Here is a 23,985-nt window from a genome sequence, read left to right as displayed (position 1 = left end):
ACGGAAAGCGTCCTTTATCACAGTGGCAGCCCAATGGTGGTGCAACGACGCGTTGCCATCCCCTCACAATGAGTTCGAGACTGCAGTTCGGCACGCTCAAGCGGATCGTCGCGATCCTGATCGCGATCCTGGTCGTCGTCGCCGCGGGCATCGTGGTCGGACAGGCACCCGCGCTCTTCGGCGTCGACGAGGATCCGGAGGCGTCGATCACCTTCGAGGACCAGCAGGGCAACGGAACGAGCGTCGAGATCGCCGACGTCTCGCTCTCGGATGGCGGGTTCGTCGTCATCACGGACGGCGGCGAGGAACCCCTCGTCGTCTCGGACTATCTCGAGAGCGGCACGCACGAGAACGTCACGATCGAACGGGAGGAGGGCGGTCCCGAACTGGTCGGGCAGTTGACCGCGACGGTCCACCGGGATACCGACGACGACGAGACGTACACCTACGGGGAAACCGACGGCGAGGAGGACCGCCCCTATCTCGCGGACGGCTTCCCGGTGAGCGACACCGCGACGGTGACGCCGGCCGACGACGAGGGGCCGTTCAGCGACTCGTTCCGCGTCGAATCGCTCGACGCGCCGGCCCAGGCGACGACGAACGAGACGATCGACGTCGTCGCCGAGGTCCGCAACCCGACCGAGTTCGCCACCCAGCAGAACGTCGACATCCGGATCGACGGCCGGGTTATCGAACGACAGGTGGTGGACCTCGACGCCGGGGAGAGCCGCGAGGTGACATTCTCGATCGACACGACCGGACTGTCTCCCGGCGAGGGGACGGTCGGCATCTACACCGAGGGCGACGGCGCCCTCGCGGATATCGTCCTCGAGTTCCACACCGACCCGAGCGTGGCGGTCGTCGACGCGGACGACGACGGCGTCACCGTCGACGCCGCGATTCCCGAGGAGGGCTTCGTCGCGATCGAGGACGGCGACACGGTGGTCGGGACCAGCGAGGAGCTCGATCCCGGCGAATACACGAACGTGACGGTCGAGTTCGACGAGAACGCCACCGTCGACGAGGACGCCGAACTGACGGCTACTCTCTACGCGGGCGATCCGGGCGAGGTCGACGCGGCGAGTCCGATCGAGTACGAGAACGAAACCCTCGAGACGACGTTTACGATCGCGGACGCGAGAGCGGAGACGGACGCGGACAACGAGACGAGCGACGACTAACCGACCGATTCTTACCCGTCCCGTTCGTATCCGCTGGCGATGGACGCGCCGCTGTGGACCGACACCCACGCCCCGGAGCTGGCCGAGTTGCCACAGGACGACGCTCGCGAGTACCTGGAGCGAGCCGTCGAGGAGCCGATCAACCTGGTGCTGCAGGGGCCGCCCGGGAGCGGCAAGACGGCGGCGGCGCGCGCACTGGCTCGCGAGGCCCACGAGGACCCTGACAACGACCTGATCGAGATCAACGTCGCCGACTTCTTCGGCCGGACCAAAACCGAGATCAAGAACGATCCCCGGTTCGCCTCGTTCCTCGTCGGCCGATCGTCGATGTCCAAGCGGGACATGATCAACCACGTCCTCAAGGAGTCCGCCAGCTACGCACCCGTCTCGGGCGACTACAAGACGATCCTGCTGGACAACGCCGAGGACGTCCGCGAGGACTTCCAGCAGGCCCTGCGCCGGATCATGGAGCAACACCACCGGACGACGCAGTTTATCATCGCGACCCGGCAGCCGACGAAGCTCATTCCGCCGATCCGATCGCGCTGTTTCCCCGTCTCCCTGCGCGCGCCCTCGAGCGGCGAGACAGTTGCCGTCCTCGAGCGGATCGTCGAGGCCGAGGGCGTCGACTACGACGCCGACGGTCTCGAGTTCGTCGCGGGCTACGCGAACGGCAACCTCCGGCAGGCCATCCTGGCCGCCCAGACGACCGTCGAGGACGCGGGCGAACTGACGATGAGCGCGGCCTACGAGACGATCGGCGACGTCGGCCTCGACGACGAGGTCGAGGAAATGCTCGACGACGCCGAGGTGGGCGACTTCACGGACGCCCGAAGCACCCTCGACGACCTGCTCGTCGACGAGGGCCTCGACGGCGAGGAAGTCCTCGACCTGATCCTCGCGGTCGCTCGCAAGCGGTACCAGGGCGAGAAACTGGCTCGCGTGCATCGCCTCGCCGCCGACGTCGAGTTCGAGATGCACGAGGGGACGAGCGATCGGGTCCACGTCTCGCACCTGCTGGCGGAGCTGGGCCGGGACGCGGGAGCCGGGTGATCCGCAGTGAACACGGCCGTCGCCGAACGGCGTGATGGCGCTCTCGGCCGGAGCGATCGGATCTGGGCGGCGCTCCCGATCCAGGTGCTTCTCGTGATCGCGATCGGCGGCCCGCCCGCGCTCGACCTGGTCGGCTACTCCCCGCTCGAGATCGGCTCGCTAGCGATCGCGTTCCTGGCGAGTGAATACGTGCTCCGTCGACTCGGCCCGGCCGTGATCGATCAGCTCTGGCGCGGCCCGGTCGCCGCACTGGTGATCGGCGTGGTCACGATTGTCGGCCTTCGAACCACCGGCGCTGCCAGTGACGGTTTCGTTTGTCTCGCCGGAATCGGTGCGAGTCTGGCCGGTGCGGGAATCGCCGGTCGGGCCACGTCCCGCCGCCACTCACCCGACCAGTGACGGCCATCGGTCGACCGCCGCCGGTCTCGGGTCTGATCCGGACCGACGCTAGCTACTCCTTCCTGCAGGGCCACGTGGCTGTATGCCGACAGTCCTGGAGACGCACATCCGAAATCGATTCCGCGTCCAGCCGAACCACGCGAACAACAACGACACGCTCCACGGCGGGAACCTCATGAAGTGGCTCGACGAGGTGAGCGCCATGTCGGCGATGCGCTTCGCGGGCGAGACCTGCGTTACCGCGCGGGTGAACGAACTCGACTTCGAACGTCCGATCGGGATCGGCGACACGGCGCTCGTCGAGGCGTACGTCTACGATGCGGGGCGATCGAGTGTCGACGTTGCCCTGCAGGCCTGGCGCGAGGAGCCTCGGACGGGTGAGACCGAGAAGACGACCGCGTCCTCGTTCACGTTCGTCGCGATCGACGGAGACGGGAAGCCGGTTCCGGTGCCCGAACTCACCGTCGAGAGCGAAGAGGGGAGGCGGTTACGGGAGCGAGCGCTCGAGAACGAATCCTAGGATCGGCCGGCGCTTCGCGATTCTGTCCCCGCCGACAGCACCAGCACGTACCGGGTCAGCGATCGATGCACCCGTCGTTCGAACGCCGCCTCGAGTTCCCACCCGGCCGCTCTCGCTTCCCCGGCCCACGATCGATCGGCGACGACGACCGCGCGATCGGCGACGCGGCGGGTCTCGGACAGCGCTCCCGCCACGAGGTCCTCGAGGCGGTGGGTCTCGATCTTCGACTGGCGGCCGTATGGGGCGTCGAAGACGACGCCGTCGACCGCGTCGTCCGCGAGCGGGAGGCGGGTCGCGTCGCCGCGGGCGACGTGCCACGATCCCCGGTCGACGTCGATCGGCGATGGCTCGTCGCGATCGAGGTAGTGCCGGAGGTTCTCGCTGGCCCCGTCGACCATCTTCGACTGCGCGTCGGTGCCGATCACGTCCGCGCCGACGAGGCCGGCCTCCACGAGTACGCCGCCCGTGCCACACATCGGATCGAGGATCGTCGCGCCCGGGCGGGCACCCGCGACGTTCGTGACCGCCCGCGCGAGAAGCGGGTTCATGCTGCCGGGCTGGAAAAACGGTTTGTCGGTGGGCGCGCGGGTTCCGAAGTCGCGGACGCTCTCGGCCGCGAGCCACCCCAGCGCACAGACCGAGACGCGCTCGCCGATCGGTTCGTCGCCGTCGGCGGGCGTCAGGAGGTCGCCCGTCTCGTCGGCCGCGTTCGCTCCGGGATCGGCGAGACGACCCGCGGAGAACGTCGCCCGCAGCAGGTGGTCGGGGTCGTCGAGGTCGACGCCGAAGCCGCGATCGACCAGCACCTGACCGAGTTCGCGCTCCGCGCGTTCGGTGCTGACGCCGGTCGAGCCGTGGACGTCCGTCGCGCGCACCGCGACCGTCCCCTCGCGATCGATCGGCGCCGTCTCGAGGAGCGCCCGGGCGCTCTCGAGGCTGGCGTCGGTCCGCCCGAGGAGGTCGCTCGCGCGGTGCGTGTAGGCGAGTCCGCGGACGCGAGCCGGATCGATCGCGTTCGCGACGGCCAGTCCGGGGGCGATCCGGCGGACGTCGGCCGCGGCACTGCGGGCCTCGTGGGCCGCGAAGGCGTCGTCCTCGCCGCCGAGTTCGAGGAGGTACACGTCAGTTCGTCGCCGCGGATCGAGTATGAGCCTACCGCTTTCCCGAAGTTTTCCCGTCACCGCCACCGTGGACTGGCCGTCTCAGTCGGTGTGCCGGGGTAATTTCGCTGTACCCGTACAGGCCGACCGGACGTATAAACCGGATATATCAGGTGGCGGTACTAACCTTTATAAACCTTAAATACGTCTTTTTAAGCGACTTATGACGGACCCGAAGGACACCATAAACATCGAAAACGTGGTGGCGTCGACCGGTATCGGACAGGAACTGGACCTCCAGAGCGTCGCGATGGACCTCGAGGGGGCCGACTACGATCCCGAGCAGTTCCCCGGGCTGGTCTACCGCACCCAGAACCCCAAATCCGCCGCGCTGATCTTCCGATCGGGGAAGATCGTCTGTACCGGTGCCAAGAGCACCGACGACGTGCACGAGAGCCTGCGGATCGTTTTCGACAAGCTCCGCGAACTCCAGATTCAGGTCAACGAGGACCCCGAGATCGTCGTCCAGAACATCGTCACCTCGGCCGACCTGGGACGGAACCTCAACCTGAACGCGATCGCGATCGGCCTCGGTCTGGAGAACATCGAGTACGAACCCGAGCAGTTCCCGGGTCTGGTCTATCGCCTCGACGAACCCGAAGTGGTGGCCCTGCTCTTTGGCTCCGGGAAACTCGTCATTACCGGCGGGAAGAAGCCCGAAGACGCCGAACACGCCGTCGACAAGATCGTCTCGCGACTCGAGGACCTCGGCCTGCTCGAGTAACGACGCGCCGCTCCGTTCGGTCGCGACGGGCCCGAACCGACGCCACCAGCGCTGTCGCCCGCACTCGCGGTGGGTCCGGTTCCGTTCGCCGGTCGGCGACTCGATCGGCCTGGATCCGACTGTGAAGCCCGGCTGATCGGTAGAAACGGTTTTCGGCGTGTGTTCTCGCGTCCGCCTGACGCCAGCGGCTCGCCTCGAGCCGCAACGCAGGTCCCGACGCCGGTCGCAGCCGCGTTCCCTGTAGTCGACTTCTCGTCGCTTCCCCCGGATTATGGTGCGTTTAGATCCGTTTAATCCGGTGATACTCGTCGAAACTGGTCGTGATCGTCGAAACGAGCAACCCCGTTTATCGGGTCGAAAACGATGAGTCTCACCTGCCCATGACGATCCACTCCGACGGAACGCATCCCGGTTCGAACCGGCCGATTTCCCGCAGTACCGGCCCGGTTCGCCGCCGATCGCTTTCGCAGGACGACCTCCGGCACGTCCTGGACAACGACCGGCGGCGCGCGATCGTCCGGTGCGTGCACACTGCGGACGCGCCGATTACGGTCCAGCGGCTGGTCGCGTGCCTCGCCGACGCCGAGTACGACGCGACGGCCGTGACGACGCTCCACGAACTTCGCCAGCGCGTCCACGTCTCGCTTCACCGGACGCACCTGCCGACGCTCGAGTCCTGCGGGATCGTGACGTACGATCGGGCCGAGGGCGTCGTCTCGTCGGGCGCGAACTTCGCCGCGGTCGAATCGACTCTCGGCGGGGAGCCCTTCCTCGAACGCCCCGCCGTCCGGTCCGAGTAGTCGTCCCCGTTCGTCGGTGCGATCGGGGCGAGCGTCGATTCGGTCGCGTCTCGAACGCGGAGACCGCGTCTCACTCGACCAGGCGTTCGATCTCGGTCACGAGGATCCCGCTCGCTCCCGCCTTCTTGACCTCGGTGATCGTCTCGAAGACGTCGCGTTCGTCGACGACGGCGTGGACCGCCAGTTTCTCCTCGCCCCCGTTGGCGATGTCCATGATCGTCGGCCCGCCGAGCCCCGGGATGACCTCGCGCACGTCGTCGAGCCGGTCCTCGGGAACGTTCATCATCAGGTACCGCTTGCCCTCGGCGTGTTTGACCGACGAAAGTGCGGTCCGGACCTCCCGAACTTTCGGGTCCTCGCGAACGTCCTCGCGGGCGAAGAGGCGAACCGAACTCGAGAGGACCTCCTCGACGACGGCCAGCCGGTTCATCTTCAGCGTCGTCCCCGTGCTCGTGATGTCGACGATCGCGTCGGCCATCTCGACGTGGGGCGTCAGCTCCGTCGCGCCGGAGACCTCGACGATGTCCGGCTCGACGCCGGTATCCGCGAAGAAGTCGCGGGTGATGTTCGGAAATTCGGTGGCGACGGTCTTGCCCGCCAGGTCCTCGACGGCGCCGATGTCGCCGTCCTCGGGCGCCGCGAGGACGAGTCGACAGCGGCCGAACTCGAGGTCCAGCAGTTCCGCGACGTTGTCGACGCGGGCCTCCCGGACCTGGTCGTAGCCGGTGATGCCCATGTCGGCCGCGCCGTCGGCGACGTACTCGGGGATGTCCGCCGCGCGGGCGAACAGCACCGAGACGTCCGGATCGACGGTGTCGGCGTAGAGTTTCCGATCGGCACCGTTCTCGAGGTGGAGTCCCGCCCGCTCTAGCAGGTCGATCGTCGGCTCGTGCAGGCGGCCCTTGTTAGGAACGGCGATTCGCATTTGCCGGGTGTTCGGGGCCGGCCGGGATTTGTCTTTCCATCCGAACGGGACCGCTGCTCCCGTCAGCGTCGGTCCGCGGGTTGGTGTCCCGTTCGAATCTCGCCGCCGCTCGAGAGCGCGACGCTCGCCCCCGTTCGCGCCGCAGAATCCGTCACTGCTGGGGCTGGGATTCCTCGTACGGTTGCACGATGACGAACCCTTCGTCTCCCGAGAAGTCGAGCTGGTACCGCTCGTCGGAGGACTGTCCGATCAGATCTCCGAGATTCGTATTCCGGCTCGCGCCGGGCGAGAGCGAGCCACTCCACGCGACGGTCGCGTCGGGATCGGTTTTGACCGGTGGGGCCAGGACGAGCGGGTCGCCGTGGGTCGTGATCGCCACGCTTCCGGGGCCTTCGAGGAAGACGTTCGTGAGCCCGCCGGACGACGCTGCCGAGATGCTACTGACCGTTCCGATACTGTAGTCGACCTGCGATTCGAAGGCGAGGATGTCGTTTCCGTTGACCGAAATTTTCTCTCCCGCGTCGAGATGGAGAAGCTGGATTTTCTTCCCCTGGTCCGCGACGTAGACGTGTCCCGTCCCTTCGGCCTCCATTACAGGCGTTCCCTCGTTCGTCACTTTCTCCTTCAGGAATCCGGAGATCCCGCCCTCGGCCGAACTCTTGCCGGTGAACGAGACGTTCCCGGTGTAGGCGATCATCGATCCCGCCTTCAGTATCGCCGTTCCGTCCAGATCGATGTCGAGTAGCTTCTCGTTTTCCAGTTCGAATCGTTTTCCTCCCTCTTCTGGCGCGTTCGCCTGTACAAATTTGTCGAGATCCATCTTGTTGCTCTGCCAGGGCCGTTCACAGAGCGTCGTCTAAATTGTATCGGTATCTATAATTCCTTCAGTTACTGTCCGAGTCGTACGCTATTGCCGATCTCGCGAGTGTAGCTTTCGCCACGAAACTCGACCACGGATTTCGCTTTCTATTCGAAAGTCCAGCGGGGAAATAGTCTCCGTATGCAAGTCACAACCCGCTTGAACGTGTAGCCCCTACGATCGCACAGACATGACCACCAGACGAGCACACCTCGAGATCACGGGGATGTCCTGTTCGACGTGTTCGGGAAGCGTCGAGGACGCCGTGGCGGCTCTCGAGGGCGTGGAGTCGGTAAACGCGAACTACGCGACCGACGAAGGGACCGTCGAGTACGACCCCGACGCGGTCTCGCTGGCCGAGATCTACGACGCGATCGAGTCGGCCGGCTACGAGGCCGCGGCGGCGACGGAGACGATCACCGTGATGGGGATGTCGTGTGCGACCTGTTCGGAGTCGGTGGGCGAGGCCGTCGAGGCCCTGCACGGGGTCGTCCGGGCGGACGTGAACTTCGCGTCGGACGAGGCCCGGGTCGAGTACAACCCCGCCGACGTCTCGCTGTCCGAGATCCACGACGCGATCGAGTCCGCCGGCTACGAACCGGTTCGCGACGAGGGCGACGGGGGCGAGGACGGGGAGAGCGGACGCGAGCGCGCCGTCGAGAAGGAACTGCGCCGACAGCGCCGACTGGTGGTCGGTGGCGGTCTGCTGACGCTCCCGTTCGTGCCGATCATGCTCGCGATGTTCGGCCTCGTGACCCTCCCCGAGACCATCGCTGGCGTCGGTCTGGGCTGGATCGAGTTCGCCATCGCGACGGTCCTGATGGCGACGCTCGGCAGAGAGTTCCTCGTCGGTGCCTACCGCGCGTTTTCCCACAACCGGCGGGCGAACATGGATACGCTGGTCGCCATGGGGTCGTCGGCGGGCTACGTCTACAGTACGGCCGCCCTCGTCGGCCTCGTCGGTAGCGCCGGTCTCTACTTCGAGGCCGTCGCCTTCATCCTCTGGTTCATCACGCTGGGGAACTGGCTCGAGGTCCGATCGAAGGCTCGCGCCGGTAGCGCCCTGCGCGAACTCCTGCAGATGGAGGCCGACGAGGCCACCGTAATCGAAGACGGCGAGGAGAAGCAGGTCCCCCTCGAAGACGTCGAACCGGGCGACGTGATGAAGGTCCGGCCGGGAGAGAAGATCCCGACCGACGGCGTAGTCGTCGACGGCCAGAGCGCGGTCGACGAGTCCATGCTCACCGGCGAGTCCGTCCCCGTCGAGAAGGGCGAGGGCGACGAGGTCGTCGGCTCGACGATCAACGAGAACGGCGTCCTCCTCGTGGAGGCGACGAAGGTCGGCTCCGAGACCGCGATCCAGCAGATCGTCGATCGGGTCAAGGAGGCTCAGTCGCGCCAGCCCGAGATCCAGCGGCTGGTCGACACGGTGAGCGCGTACTTCGTCCCCGCGGTGATCGTCAACGCCGTCTTCTGGTCGATCCTGTGGTTCCTCTTCCCCGAGACGCTGTACGGCGTCTCCTCGGCGCTCGGGGGCTGGATCCCGCTGCTCGATCCCGTCCAGGGCGGCCCCGCGGTCGCCACGGTCGGCGGTACTGGCGTCCCGCTGCTGGAGTTCTCGGTGATCGTGCTCGCCTCCGCCCTGCTGATCGCCTGTCCCTGTGCGCTCGGGCTGGCGACGCCGGCCGCGACGATGGTCGGTTCGACGCTCGCCGCGACCAACGGCGTCCTGTTCAAGGGCGGCGACGTGCTGGAGCAGGTCCGCGGCATCGACACGATCGTCTTCGACAAGACGGGGACGCTGACCCACGGCGAGATGACGCTGACGGACGTCGTACCGGTCGAATCCCGGGCAGTTTCCGACGGGGGAGAGCGGTCCGACGGTGGCGACGGCGAGCCGGCACCGGACGGTGGCCTCCTCGCCGGACGCGAAGAGCCGGTCGAGTCGTTCCTCCTCGGCGCGGCGGCGACGGCCGAGTCCGGGTCCGAACACCCGATCGCGCAGGCGATCGTCGACGGGGCCGTCGAACGCGGTATCGAGATCGGCGACGTCGGCGAGTTCGAGAACGTCCCCGGGCACGGCATCCGCGCGGAGACCGATCGCGGGACCGTCCTGATCGGCCGCCGGAAACTCCTCGAGGACGAGGGGATCGACACCGGACCGGCCGAGGAGGTCCTGACGCGACTCGAGAGCGAAGGGAAGACGGCGATGCCGGTCGCCGTTGACGGCGACCTGCTGGGCGCGCTCGCGGTGGCGGACGAGGTTCGCGAGAGCGCGACGAAGACCGTCGCCGCGCTCCGGAAGCGCGGCACCGAGGTCGTGATGCTCACCGGCGACAACGAGCGCACGGCCCGTGCGGTCGCGGAGCGGGTCGGGATCGACCCCGACAACGTCCGCGCGGAGGTGCTGCCGGAGGACAAGGCCGATCACGTCGAGGACCTGCAGGAGGGCGGGTCCAAGGTCATGATGGTCGGCGACGGCGTCAACGACGCGCCCGCGCTCACGGCCGCCCAGGTCGGCGTCGCGATCGGCTCCGGGACCGACGTCGCGATCGAGAGCGCCGACGTGACCCTGATGCGCGACGACCCTGCGGACGTGCTGAAGGCGATCCGCATCTCCGAGGCGACGCTCTCGAAGGTGCGCCAGAACCTGTTCTGGGCCTTCGTCTACAACACGACGTTGCTCCCGATCGCCTCGCTCGGACTCCTGAACCCCGCGCTCGCGGGGCTGGCGATGGCCACTTCGAGCGTGAGCGTGATGACGAACAGTCTCGCGTTCGCGAAGTACGATCCCCACGAGGAGTACCGGCCCGCGGTCCTGCGACCGTTCGATCGATTCCGCCGGTAACTCCCTTCGTCATCCGTTTTCGGCTCGTTGGAGCGCTACCCGGCCCGCTCGGGGAAGAACAGTTCCGCGATCGGGACCGTCAGGTAGGCCTCGACGAACGCCGCGAGCACGAGCAGGAGCCAGCCGAAGGCGACGAGCGCCCCGGTCCGGACGAAGTAGGGTCGCGTGAACAGCGCGTCACGCGTGCCGGCGATCCGCTGGCCGGCGCGGTGGAGGAACCGAAAGCCCACGCCAGCGGCGACGAACAGCGCCGGCAACTCGAAGATCCCGTGGGGGACGATCAGCGCGACGATGGGGCCGACGCCGATCTCCAGCCCGATCGCGACCACCAGGTTTCCGATGAGGACGCCGTTGAACAGCATGATGACCGCGGTCACGAACCCGAGCGTGAGCGCGCCGACGATCGCGGCCAGGAATGGCGGCGTGTTGTTGGTGATGAAGAACGTCGCCGAGAGTTCGATCCCGCCGGCGAGTTCCTCCTCGTCGAACTCCTCCATCAGCATCTCGAGCAGCAGGTCCGTCAGATCGACCCCGGCCGCGACGAGGAGAGCGCCGAGAAGTGCCCCGAACCCGAACAGGCCTGCCGCGAACCAGACGTACAGCCGGTGTTCGGCCCACCCGTCGGCGAGTACCCCGACCGCGTCGGTGGCAGTCGTCCGGGAGGCCGCGACGATCGCCGCGAAGCCGACTCCGAGGGCGACCGCTCCGAACGCGGGCATCGCGGCGTCGTGAATCGCGACGACGGCGACGGCCGTCAGCGCCGAGACGAGCGCGAGGACGGCGGTGATGACCGTCCAGTTGCGGATCGCGTTCGGGCCGCGATCCGGTCCCGGACCGATCCCGTCCGACCCCGCTCCCGGATCCGGTTCTGCGGGCGTGTCGATCGGAATCGACTCGGTCCCGTCCCCGGACTCGGCGGGCGATCGATCGCCGGGAGCCCCGGGTTGTTTCGTTCGCGTCTTGGACCCGGAGTCGGACGACCGTCGGGGCCCGTTGTCGTCCGTGCGTTCGCGATCGGTCATGGTCCGTATTGTTGGCATGCGGAGATAAGTCCGTGGCCCGGAACGACGCTCCCGACGGGCGGCCGTCCGGCGCGCGATCGAGAGTCGGGCCGGTCCCGCAATCGATACTATAAGAATCTGGGGTGAGAACGCACGGGTAATGACGACGCTGGCAATCACTGGCGGAACGGTACTGCTACCCGACGCGACGGTGACGCGTGCGGACGTGCTGGTCGATCGGTCGGCCGGCGAGATCGTAGAGATCGGCGACGACCTCGGGGCCGACGCCGACGAGACGCTCGACGCGACGGAGTCGCTCGTGACGCCCGGGTTCGTCAACGGCCACTGTCACGTCGCGATGACGCTCCTGCGTGGCTACGCGGACGACAAGGCGCTCGACGCCTGGCTCCGGGAGGACATCTGGCCCGTCGAGGCCGAGTTGACGGCCGACTCGGTCCGGGCCGGGACCGAACTCGGCGTCCTCGAGATGATCAAATCGGGGACGACCGCGTTCGCGGACATGTACTTCTTCGTCCCGACGATCGCCGACGTCGTCGACGAGGCGGGTCTGCGCGCCCGCCTGGGGCACGGCGTGATCTCCGTCGCCAAGGACGAGGACGAGGCGCGCGAGGACGCTCGCGAGGGCCTCGCCGTCGCCGAGGAGATCGACGGGATGGCCGACGGCCGGATCTCGTCGGCATTCATGCCCCACTCGCTGACGACGGTCGACGGCCAGTACCTCTCGGAGTTCGTCTCGGAGGCCCGCGAACTCGGCGTCCCGCTCCACTACCACGCCAACGAGACCGAGGACGAGGTGTCGCCGATCGTCGAGGAACACGGGGTACGGCCGCTGGCCTACGCCGCCGAGAAGGGGATGCTCGAACCGGAGGACTTCATCGCCCACGGCGTCCACCTCGACGAGAGCGAGATCGGTCTGCTCGCCGAGGCGGGAACGGGCGTGATCCACTGTCCCGCCTCGAACATGAAACTGGCCAGCGGGATGGCACCGGTCGAGCGCATGCGCGAAGCCGGCGTGACCGTCGGCCTCGGAACGGACGGCGCGGCCTCGAACAACGACCTCTCGATGTTAGACGAGGCCCGCGACGCGGCCATGCTCGGCAAACTCGCCGCCGACGACGCCAGCGCCGTCCCCGCGGAGGCCGTCGTCGACATGCTCACCGGCGCATCGGCCGACGCGATCGGCCTCGAGTCCGGCCGTCTCGAGGCGGGCGCGCCCGCCGACCTCGCGGTGATCGACCTCGAGAAACCGCACCTGACGCCCGCCCACGACCTCGTGAGTCACCTCGCCTACGCGGCCGCGGCCGCGGACGTCCGCCACACCGTCTGTGACGGCCAGGTGCTCATGCGCGATCGCGAGGTACTGACCCTCGACGAGGCGGCGGTTCGCGATCGGGCCCGCGAGGAAGCCGAGGCGCTGGTGACCCGGGCCGAGTCCTGAGTCGGCAGATCGGCCGACCTCGGTGAACGAAATCTGAACGCTCTCGGGGCTGGATAAACGTTATAAACTATTCTCGGGCCGTTTCGCCGATCCGCAAACTTCCCGAACTGCCGGCGGGGTTTATTCACGGCTCCCTGAATGTCCCGATCGTAATGAGTAGACACAAAGTATTCGCGACGGCATTGGCCACGGTCATGCTGCTGTCGGTGTTTGCGCTACCGGGAGCAGCCATGAGCGCGAGCGGAGAGACGACGGCTTCGATCGACGTCGAACAGGACGGCGACGACGTCGTCGTCACGGTCGCTGAGAACGACAGCGGTGTCGAGAACGCGACCGTCAACGTGACGACGGTCGACGAGAACGCGACGTACGAAGACGCGGGCACGCACACGAACGCGACGGACGAGAACGGCACGCTCACCCTCGACGCACCGTCGGGTAACGAGAGCGTCAACGTCTCGTTCAAGGCGACCGTCAACGGCGAGACGGTCGAGACGACGGAGGAGCTCGAACCGACCGACGACGCGGAACCGGATAACTTCGGCGCGCTCGTCTCACAGTTCGTCGAGGAGAACGAGGGCGAGACCGACGAACCGTTCGGACTCGCAGTCGCCGGCTTCGTCGTCGAACACAACCCCGGTAACGCGCCCGACCACGCGGGTCCACCGGGACACGCGGGTCCGCCAAGTGACGACACGCAGGGTCAGCCGGACCACGCGGGCGGGCCTGACGACGCGGACGACGACGCCGGCGACCCGCCGGAGCACGCTGACGACTCGGACGATGACGACGACTCGGACGATGACGACGAGTCCGGGTCTGACGGCGACGCCGGCGGCCCGCCAGCCCATGCGGACGGGCAGTAACCGACTGCAATCCACCACCCACGCAGCCAGACGATCGATAGCGGTCGACGGCACGTATCCACCACCCACCACCGAGGCACCCCATTCGAACCGCCGTCGCCGTTTTCGAGCAGTATCGCGGCACTCGCGATCGATCGGCAATCGAACGCGGGTGCCGCGTCCCGGTCGAATCGATTTTTCTGCGAGACCCGATCGACGTCGAGCGACTGCTGTCGATCGCCCGTGAACGCGGGTCGTGCGGGTCCGCTTCGGTAGCGTTTTGGCCCCGCTCGCTCTCAGTCGACCCATGAGCGAGTATCCCCCGATCAGCGAGCAACTCGACGATTCCGAGTCCGCTCGAGAAACGGGACGCCGAAAGATGGACTGGGCCGCCCAGCACATGCCGATTCTCGAGTCCGTTCGCGAGGAGTTCGTCGCGAACCAGCCCTTCGAGGGCGAGCGCATCGCGATGGCGATGCACGTCGAGGCCAAGACCGCGATCCTCGTCGAGACGCTCGCGGAAGGTGGCGCCGAGGTGGCAGTCACGGGCTGTAATCCGCTCTCGACCCACGACGACGTGAGCGCGGCGCTGGACGCCCACGAGTCGATTACCAGCTACGCGAAACGCGGCGTCGACGACGAGGAGTACTACGCCGCGATCGAGGCCGTCATCGCCCACGAGCCGACGATCACGGTCGACGACGGAATGGATCTCGTCGCCGCGATCCACGAGGACTACCCCGAACTGATCGACGGCATCGTCGGCGGGGCCGAGGAGACCACCACCGGCGTCCACCGACTGCGTGCGATGGACGCGGACGGGGCGCTTGACTACCCCGTCTTCGCGGTCAACGACACGCCAATGAAGCGGCTGTTCGACAACGTCCACGGTACCGGCGAGTCCTCGCTGGCCTCGATCGCGATGACCACGAACCTCTCGTGGGCCGGCAAGAACGTCGTCGTCGCGGGCTACGGCTACTGCGGCAAGGGCGTCGCGAAGAAGGCCGCGGGCCAGAACGCGAACGTCATCGTCACCGAAGTCGAGCCCCGTCGCGCGCTCGAGGCCCACATGGAGGGCTACGACGTGATGCCCATGTCGGAAGCAGCCGAAGTCGGCGACGTCTTCCTGACGACGACGGGCAACCGGGACGTCATCGTCGAGGAGCACTTCGAGAAGATGGACGACGGCGTCCTGCTCGCCAACGCCGGCCACTTCGACATTGAGATCGACCTCGACGCGCTCGACGATCTGGCGGTCGATCGCTACGAGGCCCGCGACGGCGTCGAGGCCTACGAGATGGCAGACGGCCGCCGGCTGAACGTGATCGCCGAGGGCCGCCTCGTGAACCTCGCCGCCCCGATCTCGCTGGGCCACCCCGTCGAGGTCATGGACCAGAGCTTCGGCGTGCAGGCCGCCTGCGTCCGCGAACTCGTCGAGAACGGCGACGCGTACGCGGCTGGCGTCCACGACGTCCCGGACGAACTCGATCGGGAGATCGCCGAGATCAAACTCGAGGCCGAAGGCGTCGACTTCGATTCGCTGACGGACACCCAGCGCGACTACATGGATAGCTGGGACCACGGGACGTAGCGCCGCTCGATCCGAAGCCGTCTGTCCGCCCGATCGACGTGATCGGCGGCTCTCCTTCTTGCCTCGCCGATCCTGGCGGTCGGGTCGTCAGATCGAATCGCCGGAAGTACTGGAACCGCCGGCACCGCGAGAGTCTCCGGCGCCGTCGGGCTCCCGCCGTCTGGGGACCGGAACGGCCGGATTCGATCCGGAGCCGTGACTCGTCTCGTGGACGGCAATCACGAAACTGCTGTCTTCGAGGCCGGTCACGCCGGTTCTCGCGGTGAACGTCGTTCCGTTCGCTCGCTCGCCGACACAGCCGCCGGTCCACCGCCAGCCGTCGTCGATCGTCGGCAGGACCTCCCGTTCGAGCCGATCGACCTCGTCCTCGGCGTACACCGTCTGCCAGTCGGTCCCGACCAGCGACTCGGGACTGTACCCGAACTGCGTCGCGAACGACTGGTTGACGTAGTCGAAGGTTCCGTCGGGGCCGACGATCGCGGTCCCGTCGTGGACGGTTTCGACGGCGGCGATCCCCCGGCGCAACAACCGCACGAGCTGTCGATGCTCGACGAGGCGGCGAACCCGCCGTTCCAGCGCCGGCACGGGGTCGTCGTCAGCGTCTCGCCGGACGACTTCTACCCACGGATCCGAGCGGAGTCCCGGGACGACGTCGTCTGGCTGTGCGCCGGTGACGAGGACGACCGGCAACTCGCGATCGCGCTCGCGGACCGTCTCGTAGAGCGAGGCGCCGGTCGTCGATCCGGGCGCGGCGTGGCCGACGACGCAGTCGATCGTCTCGAGTCCGTCGAGGCCGCTGCTCGCGCCCGGGCCGGTTCGAATCTCGATCACGTCACTGCTTGTCAGGGTCGTTCGAACCGGCCGGTCGTCGTCCGACGTACCGCCGGCGTAGTGGACGGTGATCGACGTCAGGGGCGGTGCTCGATCGGGGATCGTCGAGTTCCAGTCGGGGTGTGCCATGTGTCGGTGCTGTGTCCGTCGGGGTGGGTTCCGCGGCGGGCGGCCGACGACGGCGACTCCTGGCCTCGTCGGCTGTCTGCGTTCTCCGGTCTGTGCGATCGACCGCACCGTTCGGGCGTCGGCGCGACCGCTGGACGGGGAAGGCGGCGCACCGGGGGCAGCGGCTCAGATTACGGGTGGACTTGAATCGTCACGTCGGACTGGATCCAGGCGTGTTCGTTCTCCGGGTCGGCGATCATGCCGACCCGAATCGAGCCGACGTCGTACTCTTCGTAGGTCTCACGAACGAACCCGTTCCGGGAGTTGGTGCCGACCGCCGTCGAGCGTCGGTCGCCGTCCGTCATCGTCAGTCGTACACGCGACCGTCGACCGCAATAGTGCCGTCACCGCTGACCGTGATCGCGTGCCCCTGGTAGTCGAACTGGACGGAGACGGTCTCCGCTCCCGTGATCAACTGGTCGAGCGCGCTCGGATCGATCGCGTCGTACAGCGGCGGCTGCAGGTCGAGTACGTCCGTGTTCGTCGCGTCGGCGATGGCCTCGACGACGCGGACGCTGGTCGGGTTGCGCTGCCGTGTCATGGTGGAGCCGTTCATCATCGTCTCCTACGACCACGACTGGTATTGGAATGTCCATTATCTGTATAGCGACGGCTCGCGGAAAGTGGCTATATGTATAGAAGGTCGCGCCGATCGTGGGACAGGAATGCGGTCCGGTGGCTCGGCGCCCGCTGTGTGGCATGTAGTCTCGTGGCATCCACGACTGTAATGAGCATTCGGCCAGTAGACTCGGGTGGCATGAGTGACACGATGGCACGGTGGTCGGTGCGGACCGGCACTCCCGCCCGGCGACTGTGGCTCGTGGCGATCGGCGTCGCGGTCGCCGTCGTTGCGGGCCAGTGGATCGGGCTCAAACGGTTCGGCGTCTCGGGCCTCCCGCTCGGCGGACTGGAACTGGTCGGAATCCTCGGACTCACGCGACAGGACGAGCCCGAGAACCCGATCGCGGATCTCACGGCGGCAGTCGAACGGCTGTCGACTGGTGCGGACGACGTGACCCTCCCGACCGATCGACCCGACAACATCGGACGCCTCTCTGCGGCAGTCGCGGACCTCGCGGACGCCCTCCGCGAGTACGAGGGGCAACTCGACCGCGAGCGAACGTACGCGAACGCGCTCTTCGACGGCGTCGCCGGCGTGTTCTGCGTCGTCGAGCGGGACGGCGGGCTCCGGCGCTGGAACGGCGCACTCTCCCGGGTCACGGGGGCCGCGGACGACGACCTCGAATCGAGCCACCTCGCCGCGTTCGTTCCCGCCGACGAACGCGATCGGCTCGGCGACGCGATCGACGCTGCGATCGAGACCGGTTCTGCGCGCGTCGAGGTGTCGATCGAAACGGAGGACGCGACGGTCCCCTACGAGTTCGTCCTCGAGCGGGTCGAGGGTCCCGACGGGGCCCCGATCGCGGCCGTCACGGGCCGCGACGTCACCGAACGGACGGAACGCGAACGGGAGATCGAAGCCGTCGACGCCGCCAGGCAGGAACTCTCCCGGATCGTGTCCGATCCGTCGCTGAGTCGATCGGCGACGATCGAGCGGTTGCTCGAACTCGGCTGTGACCACTTCGGCGTGGCCAACGGGTTCACTACCCGCATCGACGAGGCGACCGGCCGCCACCGGGTCGAAACCGCCGTCGGACCCGGCTTCGTCGAGGAGGGCATCGAAACGGAACTATCGAAGACGTTCTGTCGGCGGACGATCGGGACAGACGACGCGCTCGGGATCTCCCACGCGTCCGAGGAGGGGTACGCCGACGACCCGGCCCGCGAGGAGTGGGGACTCAGCTGTTATCTCGGCAGCGAGATCCGGGTCGACGGCGACCCGTACGGGACGCTCTGTTTCGTAGACCGGGAGCCCCGCGAGGAATCGTTCTCCCTGACGGAGAAGACGTTCGCCGATCTCCTCGCTCGATGGGTGTCTCACGTCTACGAGCGCCGCGAGCACGAGCGCGAACTCCGGCGGGCGGACAGGGCGATGGAGGCGGCCCCGGTCGGGATCACGATGACCGATCCGACGATGCCGGACAACCCGATCGTCTACGCCAACGACGCCTTCGAGGAGATCACCGGCTACTCGTCCGAGGAGTCTCTCGGCCGGAACTGTCGATTCCTCCAGGGCGAGGGAACCGACCCGGAGACGGTCGAGCGACTCGAATCGGCCGTCGACGCGGAGGAACCGGTGTCGGTCGAACTGCGCAACTACCGCCGGGACGGCACGCCGTTCTGGAACCAGGTAAGTCTCGCACCGGTCGAGAACGACGACGGGGAGGTGACACACTTCGTCGGGTTCCAGCAGGAGGTCACCGAGCGCGTGGAGACCGAACGGCGACTCCGCGAACGCGAGCGGCAACTCGAGCGCTACCGGGAGTACACCGATGACGTGTTGAACGCGCTCGACGACGTCTTCTTCGTCATCGACGCCGGCGGGACCCTCCAGCGCTGGAACGAGCGGTTCGTCGGGGCGATGGGGTATTCGGAGGCCGAACTGACGTCGATGCACGCCCTCGAGTTCTTCGCCGAGGACGATCGGGACGCGGTCGCCGACGCGATAGTCGAAGCGAAGGAGACGGGGAGTACCCGCCTCGAGTGCGAGGCGTTCACCAGTGACGGGGAGGCAGTCCCCTACGAGTTCGTCGCGTCCGGACTCGAGGATCCGGAGGGGGAACCGGTGATCGCGGGCATCGCCCGGGACATTAGCGATCGGAGAGCGCGCGAGCGGGAACTCCGCGACCGCGAACGACAGCTCTCGACGCTGATGAGCAACATCCCCGGGATGGTCTACCGCTGCCGGAACGAACCCGACTGGCCGTTCGACTTCGTCAGCGAGGGCTGTGCGGAACTCACCGGCTACGATCCCGACGTGCTGGTCGACGGCGACGTGAACTGGGCGACCGACGTCGTGCTCGAGGGGCAGGACGATCTCTGGGAGACGGTCCAGGAGGCTCTCGCGAACCGGGAGCCGTTCCAGGTCACGTACCCGATCGAGACGGCCGACGGCGAGCGCCGGTGGGTGAGCGAGCAGGGGCGCGGCGTGTACGCCGCCGACGGCTCGTTCGAGAGTCTCGAAGGCGTCATCATCGACATCACCGAGCAGATCGAGACCGAACGCGAACTCGAGCGCTACGAGACGATCGTGCAGGCGCTCGGTGATCCGGTGTACTCGCTCGACGAGGGGGGGTACTTCCAGTTCGTCAACGACGCGATCGAATCCCTGACGGGATACGAGCCAGGGGATCTCGTGGGCGAGCACGTTTCGTCGTTCATGGGCCAGCGTGACCTCGACGACGCCCAGGAACTGGTCCGCGACCTGCGCCGGACCGACACCCCCTATCAGACGTTCGAGATGGAATTGCCGACGAGCGGGGGCGAGGTGATCGAGGCGGAGAACCACGTGGCGTTGTTGCCGTCCGACGACGGCTCGTTCGCCGGCACTGCCGGCGTCGTCCGCGATATCAGCGATCGCAAGGACCGCGAGCGCGAACTCGAGCGGACGACGGAACTGCTCGAACAGGCCCAGCAGATCGCGGGTATCGGTGGGTGGGAGCTCGACGTGACGACCGAGCCGTACGAGCTGACGGTTACGGCCGAACTCAACCGCCTGTTCGACGAGCCACCTGGCACGGAGATCGATCTGCGGGAAGCGCTCGCACGGTACCATCCCGACGATCGGCGGCGGGTCGTCTCGGCCGTCGACCGGGCGATCGAGGACGGCGAAGGATACGACCTCGAGGTCAGGATGTTCCGGGCCGACGGGAGTGTGCGGTGGATGCGCACGATGGCCCAGCCGGTCTTCGAGGACGACGAGGGCCGTCGATCGACCGGAGCCGGGAGCGCGTTCGACGACGGCGAGGTCGTCGCGGTGCGCGGGTCGATCCAGGACATCACCGATCGCAAGGAGCGAGAGCAGGAGTTCGAGCGGACGACGGACCTGTTAGAGCGCGTCCAGCGGCTGGCGGAAGTCGGCGGCTGGGAGATGGACGTCCGGGACGACAAGCGGCCCGAGACCTGGACCGAGGAACTCTATCGGCTCCACGACGTGCCCAGCCACGTCACCCCCGACCTGGAACTGGCGATCGAGGGGTATCACCCGGAGGATCGAGCGTTCGTTCGCGACCAGATCGAGTCGTCGATCGCGTCCGAGACGGAGTACGATTTCGAGGCCCGGCTGGCGACCGACGCGGGCGAGAGCAGGTGGGTCCGGGCGATCGGCGAACCCATCTACGACGACGACGGGATCCTCCGCAAGTATCGGGGCTCGGTACAGGACGTTTCCGACCGGAAACGACGCGAACTCGCGCTCGAGTCGCTCCACGAGACCGCACGCGGGCTGTTGCAGGTCGAGTCGGAGTCCGCGGTCGCGGATCTCGTCGTCGAGACGGCCGCGGAGGTCCTCGACGTCCACGGCGTGGGCGTCTACCTCCTCGACGCGGACGCGAACGCGTTCGAGCCGGCTTCCTGCACCGACGGGTTCGCCGAAATCTGCGGCGGCACGCCGCCGGTTCCCCTCGGCGACGACGACTCCGCGCTCTGGAACACCTTCGTGACCGGCACGCAGACGGTCTTCGACGACGTCTCGGTCGTCGATCGCTCCACGCTGTTCGGGGATGACGTGCCGGGCGGGCTGCTGGTCCCGATCGGCGACCACGGCGTGTTCGTCTTCGTCGCCGAGCCGTCCGCGATCGACGACGAGACGCGACGGCTGGTCGAGACGCTCGTCGCGACGACCGAGGCCGCGTTCGATCGCCTCGAGAGCGAGGCGAGCCTGCGCGATCGGGACGCGGAACTCGAGGCGCGGAACCGACGGCTCGAGCGCCAGATGGGGATCAACGAGATCATCCGCTCGATCGACCAGTCGCTCGTCCGCGCGACCGGCCGAGCGGAGATCGAGCGGACCGTCTGCGAACGGCTGGTCGACACCGACGACATCGCCTTCGCGTGGATCGGGGGCGTCGACGCCACCGAGACGGCGGTCGAACCGCGCGCCTGGGACGGCGACGGGGAGGCGTACCTGGACGCCGTCTCGCTGTCGACCGACGCGGAGCGGCCGGAACCGGCCGTCCGGACCGCGCTCGCCGAGGAATCGACGGTCGTCTCGAACGTCGTCGCCGAGCTACAGGCCGAGCCGTGGCGCAAGACCGCACTCGCCAGCGACTTCGCGTCCTGTCTCTGCGTTCCAATCTCGTTCGACGAGTACTCCTACGGCGTGCTGGCGGTGTACGGCACGGAACCGGACACGTTCGGCGACCTCGAACGGACGGTGTTCGAGGAACTCGGCGAGAACATCGCCAACTCGATCACCGCCGTCCAGACGCGCCACGCCCTGCACGCCGACGTACTCCTCGAACTCTCGCTCCAGTTCGACGACTCGGACGCCTTCCTCGCGCGGATCGCCCGCGAGACCGACGCGACCGTCGCCTACGAGGGCGTCGCCTCCCACTCGGCCGACGAGACTCGCCTGTTCTTCACGACCGACGGGGCGGAATCGGCCGCGGTCGAGTCGGTCCTCGAAGACCTCGTCACCGTGACGGACTGGCGGCTGGTCTCCGAGACGGACGCCGACGACGAAGCGGACGCCGAGGCCGACCGTCGGTGTCTCTTCGAGGCGACGGTCACCGGGACCGAACTCGTCTCGCGACTGCTCCGTCACGGCGCGAGTCCGCGATCGATCACGGCGTCCGGGCCGGAGATGGAGGTCGTCGTCGACGTCTCGCCGTCGACCGACGTCCGCGAGTTCGTCCAGATGCTCGCCCAGGCGTACCCGAGCGTCGAACTCGCCGGCCGTCGCGACGTCGAGCGCGCGATGCACACCAGGGGTGAACTGGTGTCGGCGCTGCTCGAACCGCTGACCGATCGCCAGCTCGAGGTGCTCAGGGCGGCGTACTTCGCCGGCTTCTTCGAGTGGCCCCGCACGTCGACGGGCGAGGAGGTCGCGGCGATGCTCGACGTCTCCCAGCCGACGGTCAACCGCCACCTCCGGATCGGGCAACAACGCCTGCTCGCCGAACTGTTCGGGGGCGAGGGACACACGCTCGTCGGCGATCGGGGCTCGGAAGCGACGTAGGTCGGGCCGGGAGAGGAACGCACAAGGAGCCGGTGTCCATACCCCGTAGCATGGAGACTCCTCCACGACAACGAACGGACGGGCCAGTTCGTTCGACGCTCGTCGCGATCGGACTGGCGGCGCTCGGTATCCTCGCCTCCCAGATTACGACGCTCCCGGCGTTCCTGCTGGATCCCGCCCTCCTCGAGTCGCCGGCGAACGCCTCGATCGAAGCCCGGACCGTCTTCATGATCCTGAACTTCCTCGGGTTCGTCCTCGCCGGCGCGCTCTACCTGGCCGCGACCGGCCGGGGCTGGTCGTACGTCGATGTCCGCTTCCCCTCGAAGCGCGGCTGGCTGTACGTCGTCGGCGGCATCGTCGCCAGTCTGGTCTTCTACTTCGTCGTCGGGTTGCTCGTGCAGGTCCTCTCGTTGCCGGCCGCCGAAAGCCAGGTCCTCGAGTTCATCGACGACGACCAGACGATGATCCTGATCATGATCCTCATCGTCGTCTTCTTCAACGCGCCGGCGGAGGAGTTCCTCTTTCGCAATATCGTCCAGAAGCGCCTCTACGAGGCCTTCACGCGGCTCCAGGCTGTCGGCGTCGCCAGCGCGATCTTCGCGCTGGTTCACTTCCCCGTCTACGTCGTCTTCGCCGAGTCGGCGCTCGCGACGGTCGTCTCGCTCTCGATCGTCTTCGGTGGCTCCGTCATCTTCGGCTACGTCTACGCCCGGACCGACAACCTCGTCGTGCCGATCGCCTCCCACGCGGCCTTCAACGCGTTTCAGTTCGGCCTGCTGTATCTGGCCCTCGAGTACGACATCGAGGGCGCCGAAACGGGACCCTCGCTGCTCGGTGCGATCGTCGGGTTCGTCCCGCTGTAGTCGGGTCCGTTCCTTTATTATTCACCGGCGGTGAGGATCGGGTATGTCCCAGGCGAAGGGCGACCGCCGCGAGCGGGAACTCGTCAACGAACTCGACGGGGCCGGCTTCGCGGTGATGCGCGCGCCCGCGAGCGGCTCTGCGACCGACCGCGAACTCCCCGACGTGCTCGCCGGCGACGGCGAGCAGTTCTACGCGATCGAGGCGAAATCGAGCGCCGGCGATCCGATCTACCTCACCGGCGAGGAGGTCGAGGCGCTGACCTACTTCGCCCGCAACTTCGGCGCGAAACCCCGTATCGGCGTCCGGTTCGATCGGGAGGACTGGTACTTCTTTCACCCCGCCGACCTCCACGTCACCGACGGCGGCAACTACCGGGTCAAGAAGGAGACCGCGCTCGCGGAGGGGACGGACTTCCCGGAGTTCGTCGGCGAGAGCGAGAAGGTCACGCTCGCGGAGGTCGACGAGGCCGACGCCGGCCCCGACGAGGAGATCGTTCGCGTCCTGAACGCGGTCGAACAGGGCGTGATGGACGTCGAGGAGGCGGCTGGGATCCTCGAGTAATCCGGGACCCGGGTTCGGCTCCGATCGATCGAGTCCGTCGACGAACTCGCCGCCGGATCCGTCGCCGATCGAGACCGCCGAAACCGATCGTTACGCCCCGAGAGCGGCCAAACCCTC

At 67.5% G+C, this 23,985-nt stretch carries 20 protein-coding genes; 13 read left to right on the top strand and 7 right to left on the bottom strand.

Annotated elements, in window-relative coordinates:
• Nucleotides 1–68 precede the first annotated feature (68 nt).
• The 4 genes from AC6I6X_RS06820 to AC6I6X_RS06805 all read left to right on the top strand — a co-directional run bounded on the left by AC6I6X_RS06820 (nucleotide 69) and on the right by AC6I6X_RS06805 (nucleotide 3,153).
• Nucleotides 69–1,181 (top strand): DUF7282 domain-containing protein, encoded by a 1,113-nt coding sequence (locus AC6I6X_RS06820; protein WP_497929767.1) that lies wholly within the window; start codon nucleotides 69–71, stop codon nucleotides 1,179–1,181.
• 39 nt (nucleotides 1,182–1,220) lie between these two features.
• Nucleotides 1,221–2,234, top strand: coding sequence for an AAA family ATPase (locus AC6I6X_RS06815; protein WP_497929766.1), 1,014 nt, complete (start codon nucleotides 1,221–1,223; stop codon nucleotides 2,232–2,234).
• A 6-nt stretch (nucleotides 2,235–2,240) separates the two neighbouring features.
• The gene (locus AC6I6X_RS06810; protein ID WP_497930508.1) at nucleotides 2,241–2,633 is read left to right on the top strand and encodes a hypothetical protein; all 393 of its coding nucleotides are present in this window, start codon (nucleotides 2,241–2,243) and stop codon (nucleotides 2,631–2,633) included.
• An 82-nt stretch (nucleotides 2,634–2,715) separates the two neighbouring features.
• Nucleotides 2,716–3,153, top strand: coding sequence for an acyl-CoA thioesterase (locus AC6I6X_RS06805; RefSeq protein ID WP_497929765.1), 438 nt, complete (start codon nucleotides 2,716–2,718; stop codon nucleotides 3,151–3,153).
• Here AC6I6X_RS06805 and AC6I6X_RS06800 read toward each other — a convergent pair.
• A complete protein-coding gene (locus AC6I6X_RS06800) occupies nucleotides 3,150–4,274 on the bottom strand; it encodes a methyltransferase domain-containing protein (RefSeq protein WP_497929764.1) in 1,125 nt (374 codons plus the stop codon). The genes AC6I6X_RS06805 and AC6I6X_RS06800 overlap by 4 nt on opposite strands.
• A gap of 202 nt (nucleotides 4,275–4,476) precedes the next feature.
• Between AC6I6X_RS06800 and AC6I6X_RS06795 the strand changes: the two genes are divergently transcribed.
• Both AC6I6X_RS06795 and AC6I6X_RS06790 read left to right on the top strand, forming a co-directional pair.
• Nucleotides 4,477–5,037, top strand: coding sequence for a TATA-box-binding protein (locus tag AC6I6X_RS06795; RefSeq protein ID WP_006671604.1), 561 nt, complete (start codon nucleotides 4,477–4,479; stop codon nucleotides 5,035–5,037).
• A 380-nt stretch (nucleotides 5,038–5,417) separates the two neighbouring features.
• Nucleotides 5,418–5,837, top strand: coding sequence for a DUF7344 domain-containing protein (locus AC6I6X_RS06790; RefSeq protein WP_497929763.1), 420 nt, complete (start codon nucleotides 5,418–5,420; stop codon nucleotides 5,835–5,837).
• Nucleotides 5,838–5,907: 70 nt separating this feature from the next.
• Here AC6I6X_RS06790 and hisG read toward each other — a convergent pair whose 3' ends face one another.
• Together hisG and AC6I6X_RS06780 are read right to left on the bottom strand one after the other, a co-directional pair.
• Entirely contained in the window at nucleotides 5,908–6,762 is an 855-nt protein-coding gene (gene hisG / locus AC6I6X_RS06785) for an ATP phosphoribosyltransferase (protein WP_497929762.1), read from the bottom strand.
• Between the two features lie 151 nt (nucleotides 6,763–6,913).
• Nucleotides 6,914–7,582 carry an AIM24 family protein gene (locus AC6I6X_RS06780; RefSeq protein WP_497929761.1) on the bottom strand — a complete coding sequence of 223 codons (669 nt, stop codon included), beginning with the start codon at nucleotides 7,580–7,582 and terminating at the stop codon, nucleotides 6,914–6,916.
• Nucleotides 7,583–7,811: 229 nt separating this feature from the next.
• On the opposite strand from AC6I6X_RS06780, the gene AC6I6X_RS06775 reads away from it, so the two are divergent.
• The gene (locus AC6I6X_RS06775; protein WP_497929760.1) at nucleotides 7,812–10,469 is read left to right on the top strand and encodes a heavy metal translocating P-type ATPase; all 2,658 of its coding nucleotides are present in this window, start codon (nucleotides 7,812–7,814) and stop codon (nucleotides 10,467–10,469) included.
• Between the two features lie 35 nt (nucleotides 10,470–10,504).
• Here AC6I6X_RS06775 and AC6I6X_RS06770 read toward each other — a convergent pair whose 3' ends face one another.
• Nucleotides 10,505–11,491, bottom strand: coding sequence for a stage II sporulation protein M (locus AC6I6X_RS06770; protein ID WP_497929759.1), 987 nt, complete (start codon nucleotides 11,489–11,491; stop codon nucleotides 10,505–10,507).
• Between the two features lie 139 nt (nucleotides 11,492–11,630).
• Here AC6I6X_RS06770 and AC6I6X_RS06765 point away from each other — a divergent pair, with 139 nt between their 5' ends.
• The 3 genes from AC6I6X_RS06765 to AC6I6X_RS06755 all read left to right on the top strand — a co-directional run bounded on the left by AC6I6X_RS06765 (nucleotide 11,631) and on the right by AC6I6X_RS06755 (nucleotide 15,365).
• Entirely contained in the window at nucleotides 11,631–12,929 is a 1,299-nt protein-coding gene (locus tag AC6I6X_RS06765) for an amidohydrolase (protein ID WP_497929758.1), read from the top strand.
• A gap of 152 nt (nucleotides 12,930–13,081) precedes the next feature.
• On the top strand, nucleotides 13,082–13,795 hold the full coding sequence (locus tag AC6I6X_RS06760) for a hypothetical protein (RefSeq protein ID WP_497929757.1): 714 nt from the start codon (nucleotides 13,082–13,084) through the stop codon (nucleotides 13,793–13,795).
• Between the two features lie 286 nt (nucleotides 13,796–14,081).
• The gene (locus AC6I6X_RS06755) at nucleotides 14,082–15,365 is read left to right on the top strand and encodes an adenosylhomocysteinase (RefSeq protein ID WP_497929756.1); all 1,284 of its coding nucleotides are present in this window, start codon (nucleotides 14,082–14,084) and stop codon (nucleotides 15,363–15,365) included.
• A gap of 87 nt (nucleotides 15,366–15,452) precedes the next feature.
• Here AC6I6X_RS06755 and AC6I6X_RS06750 read toward each other — a convergent pair whose 3' ends face one another.
• The 3 genes from AC6I6X_RS06750 to AC6I6X_RS06740 all read right to left on the bottom strand — a co-directional run bounded on the left by AC6I6X_RS06750 (nucleotide 15,453) and on the right by AC6I6X_RS06740 (nucleotide 16,920).
• The gene (locus tag AC6I6X_RS06750) at nucleotides 15,453–16,325 is read right to left on the bottom strand and encodes a PAS domain S-box protein (RefSeq protein WP_497929755.1); all 873 of its coding nucleotides are present in this window, start codon (nucleotides 16,323–16,325) and stop codon (nucleotides 15,453–15,455) included.
• Between the two features lie 170 nt (nucleotides 16,326–16,495).
• Nucleotides 16,496–16,669: a hypothetical protein gene (locus tag AC6I6X_RS06745; RefSeq protein ID WP_497929754.1), complete on the bottom strand. Its 174-nt coding sequence runs from the start codon at nucleotides 16,667–16,669 to the stop codon at nucleotides 16,496–16,498.
• A 2-nt stretch (nucleotides 16,670–16,671) separates the two neighbouring features.
• Nucleotides 16,672–16,920 carry a HalOD1 output domain-containing protein gene (locus AC6I6X_RS06740; protein WP_497929753.1) on the bottom strand — a complete coding sequence of 83 codons (249 nt, stop codon included), beginning with the start codon at nucleotides 16,918–16,920 and terminating at the stop codon, nucleotides 16,672–16,674.
• 201 nt (nucleotides 16,921–17,121) lie between these two features.
• Here AC6I6X_RS06740 and AC6I6X_RS06735 point away from each other — a divergent pair, with 201 nt between their 5' ends.
• The 3 genes from AC6I6X_RS06735 to hjc are packed head-to-tail and all read left to right on the top strand — an operon-like array spanning nucleotide 17,122 to nucleotide 23,868.
• Nucleotides 17,122–22,443, top strand: a complete 5,322-nt coding sequence (locus tag AC6I6X_RS06735) for a PAS domain S-box protein (RefSeq protein WP_497929752.1) — start codon at nucleotides 17,122–17,124, stop codon at nucleotides 22,441–22,443.
• Nucleotides 22,444–22,493: 50 nt separating this feature from the next.
• Nucleotides 22,494–23,306, top strand: a complete 813-nt coding sequence (locus AC6I6X_RS06730; RefSeq protein ID WP_497929751.1) for a CPBP family intramembrane glutamic endopeptidase — start codon at nucleotides 22,494–22,496, stop codon at nucleotides 23,304–23,306.
• Between the two features lie 43 nt (nucleotides 23,307–23,349).
• Nucleotides 23,350–23,868: a Holliday junction resolvase Hjc gene (gene hjc / locus AC6I6X_RS06725; RefSeq protein ID WP_497929750.1), complete on the top strand. Its 519-nt coding sequence runs from the start codon at nucleotides 23,350–23,352 to the stop codon at nucleotides 23,866–23,868.
• Nucleotides 23,869–23,985 lie beyond the last annotated feature (117 nt).

The sequence above is a fragment of the Halosolutus sp. YCN4 genome, assembly GCF_059736495.1.
This window is presented reverse-complemented; position numbering and strand designations above follow the sequence as displayed.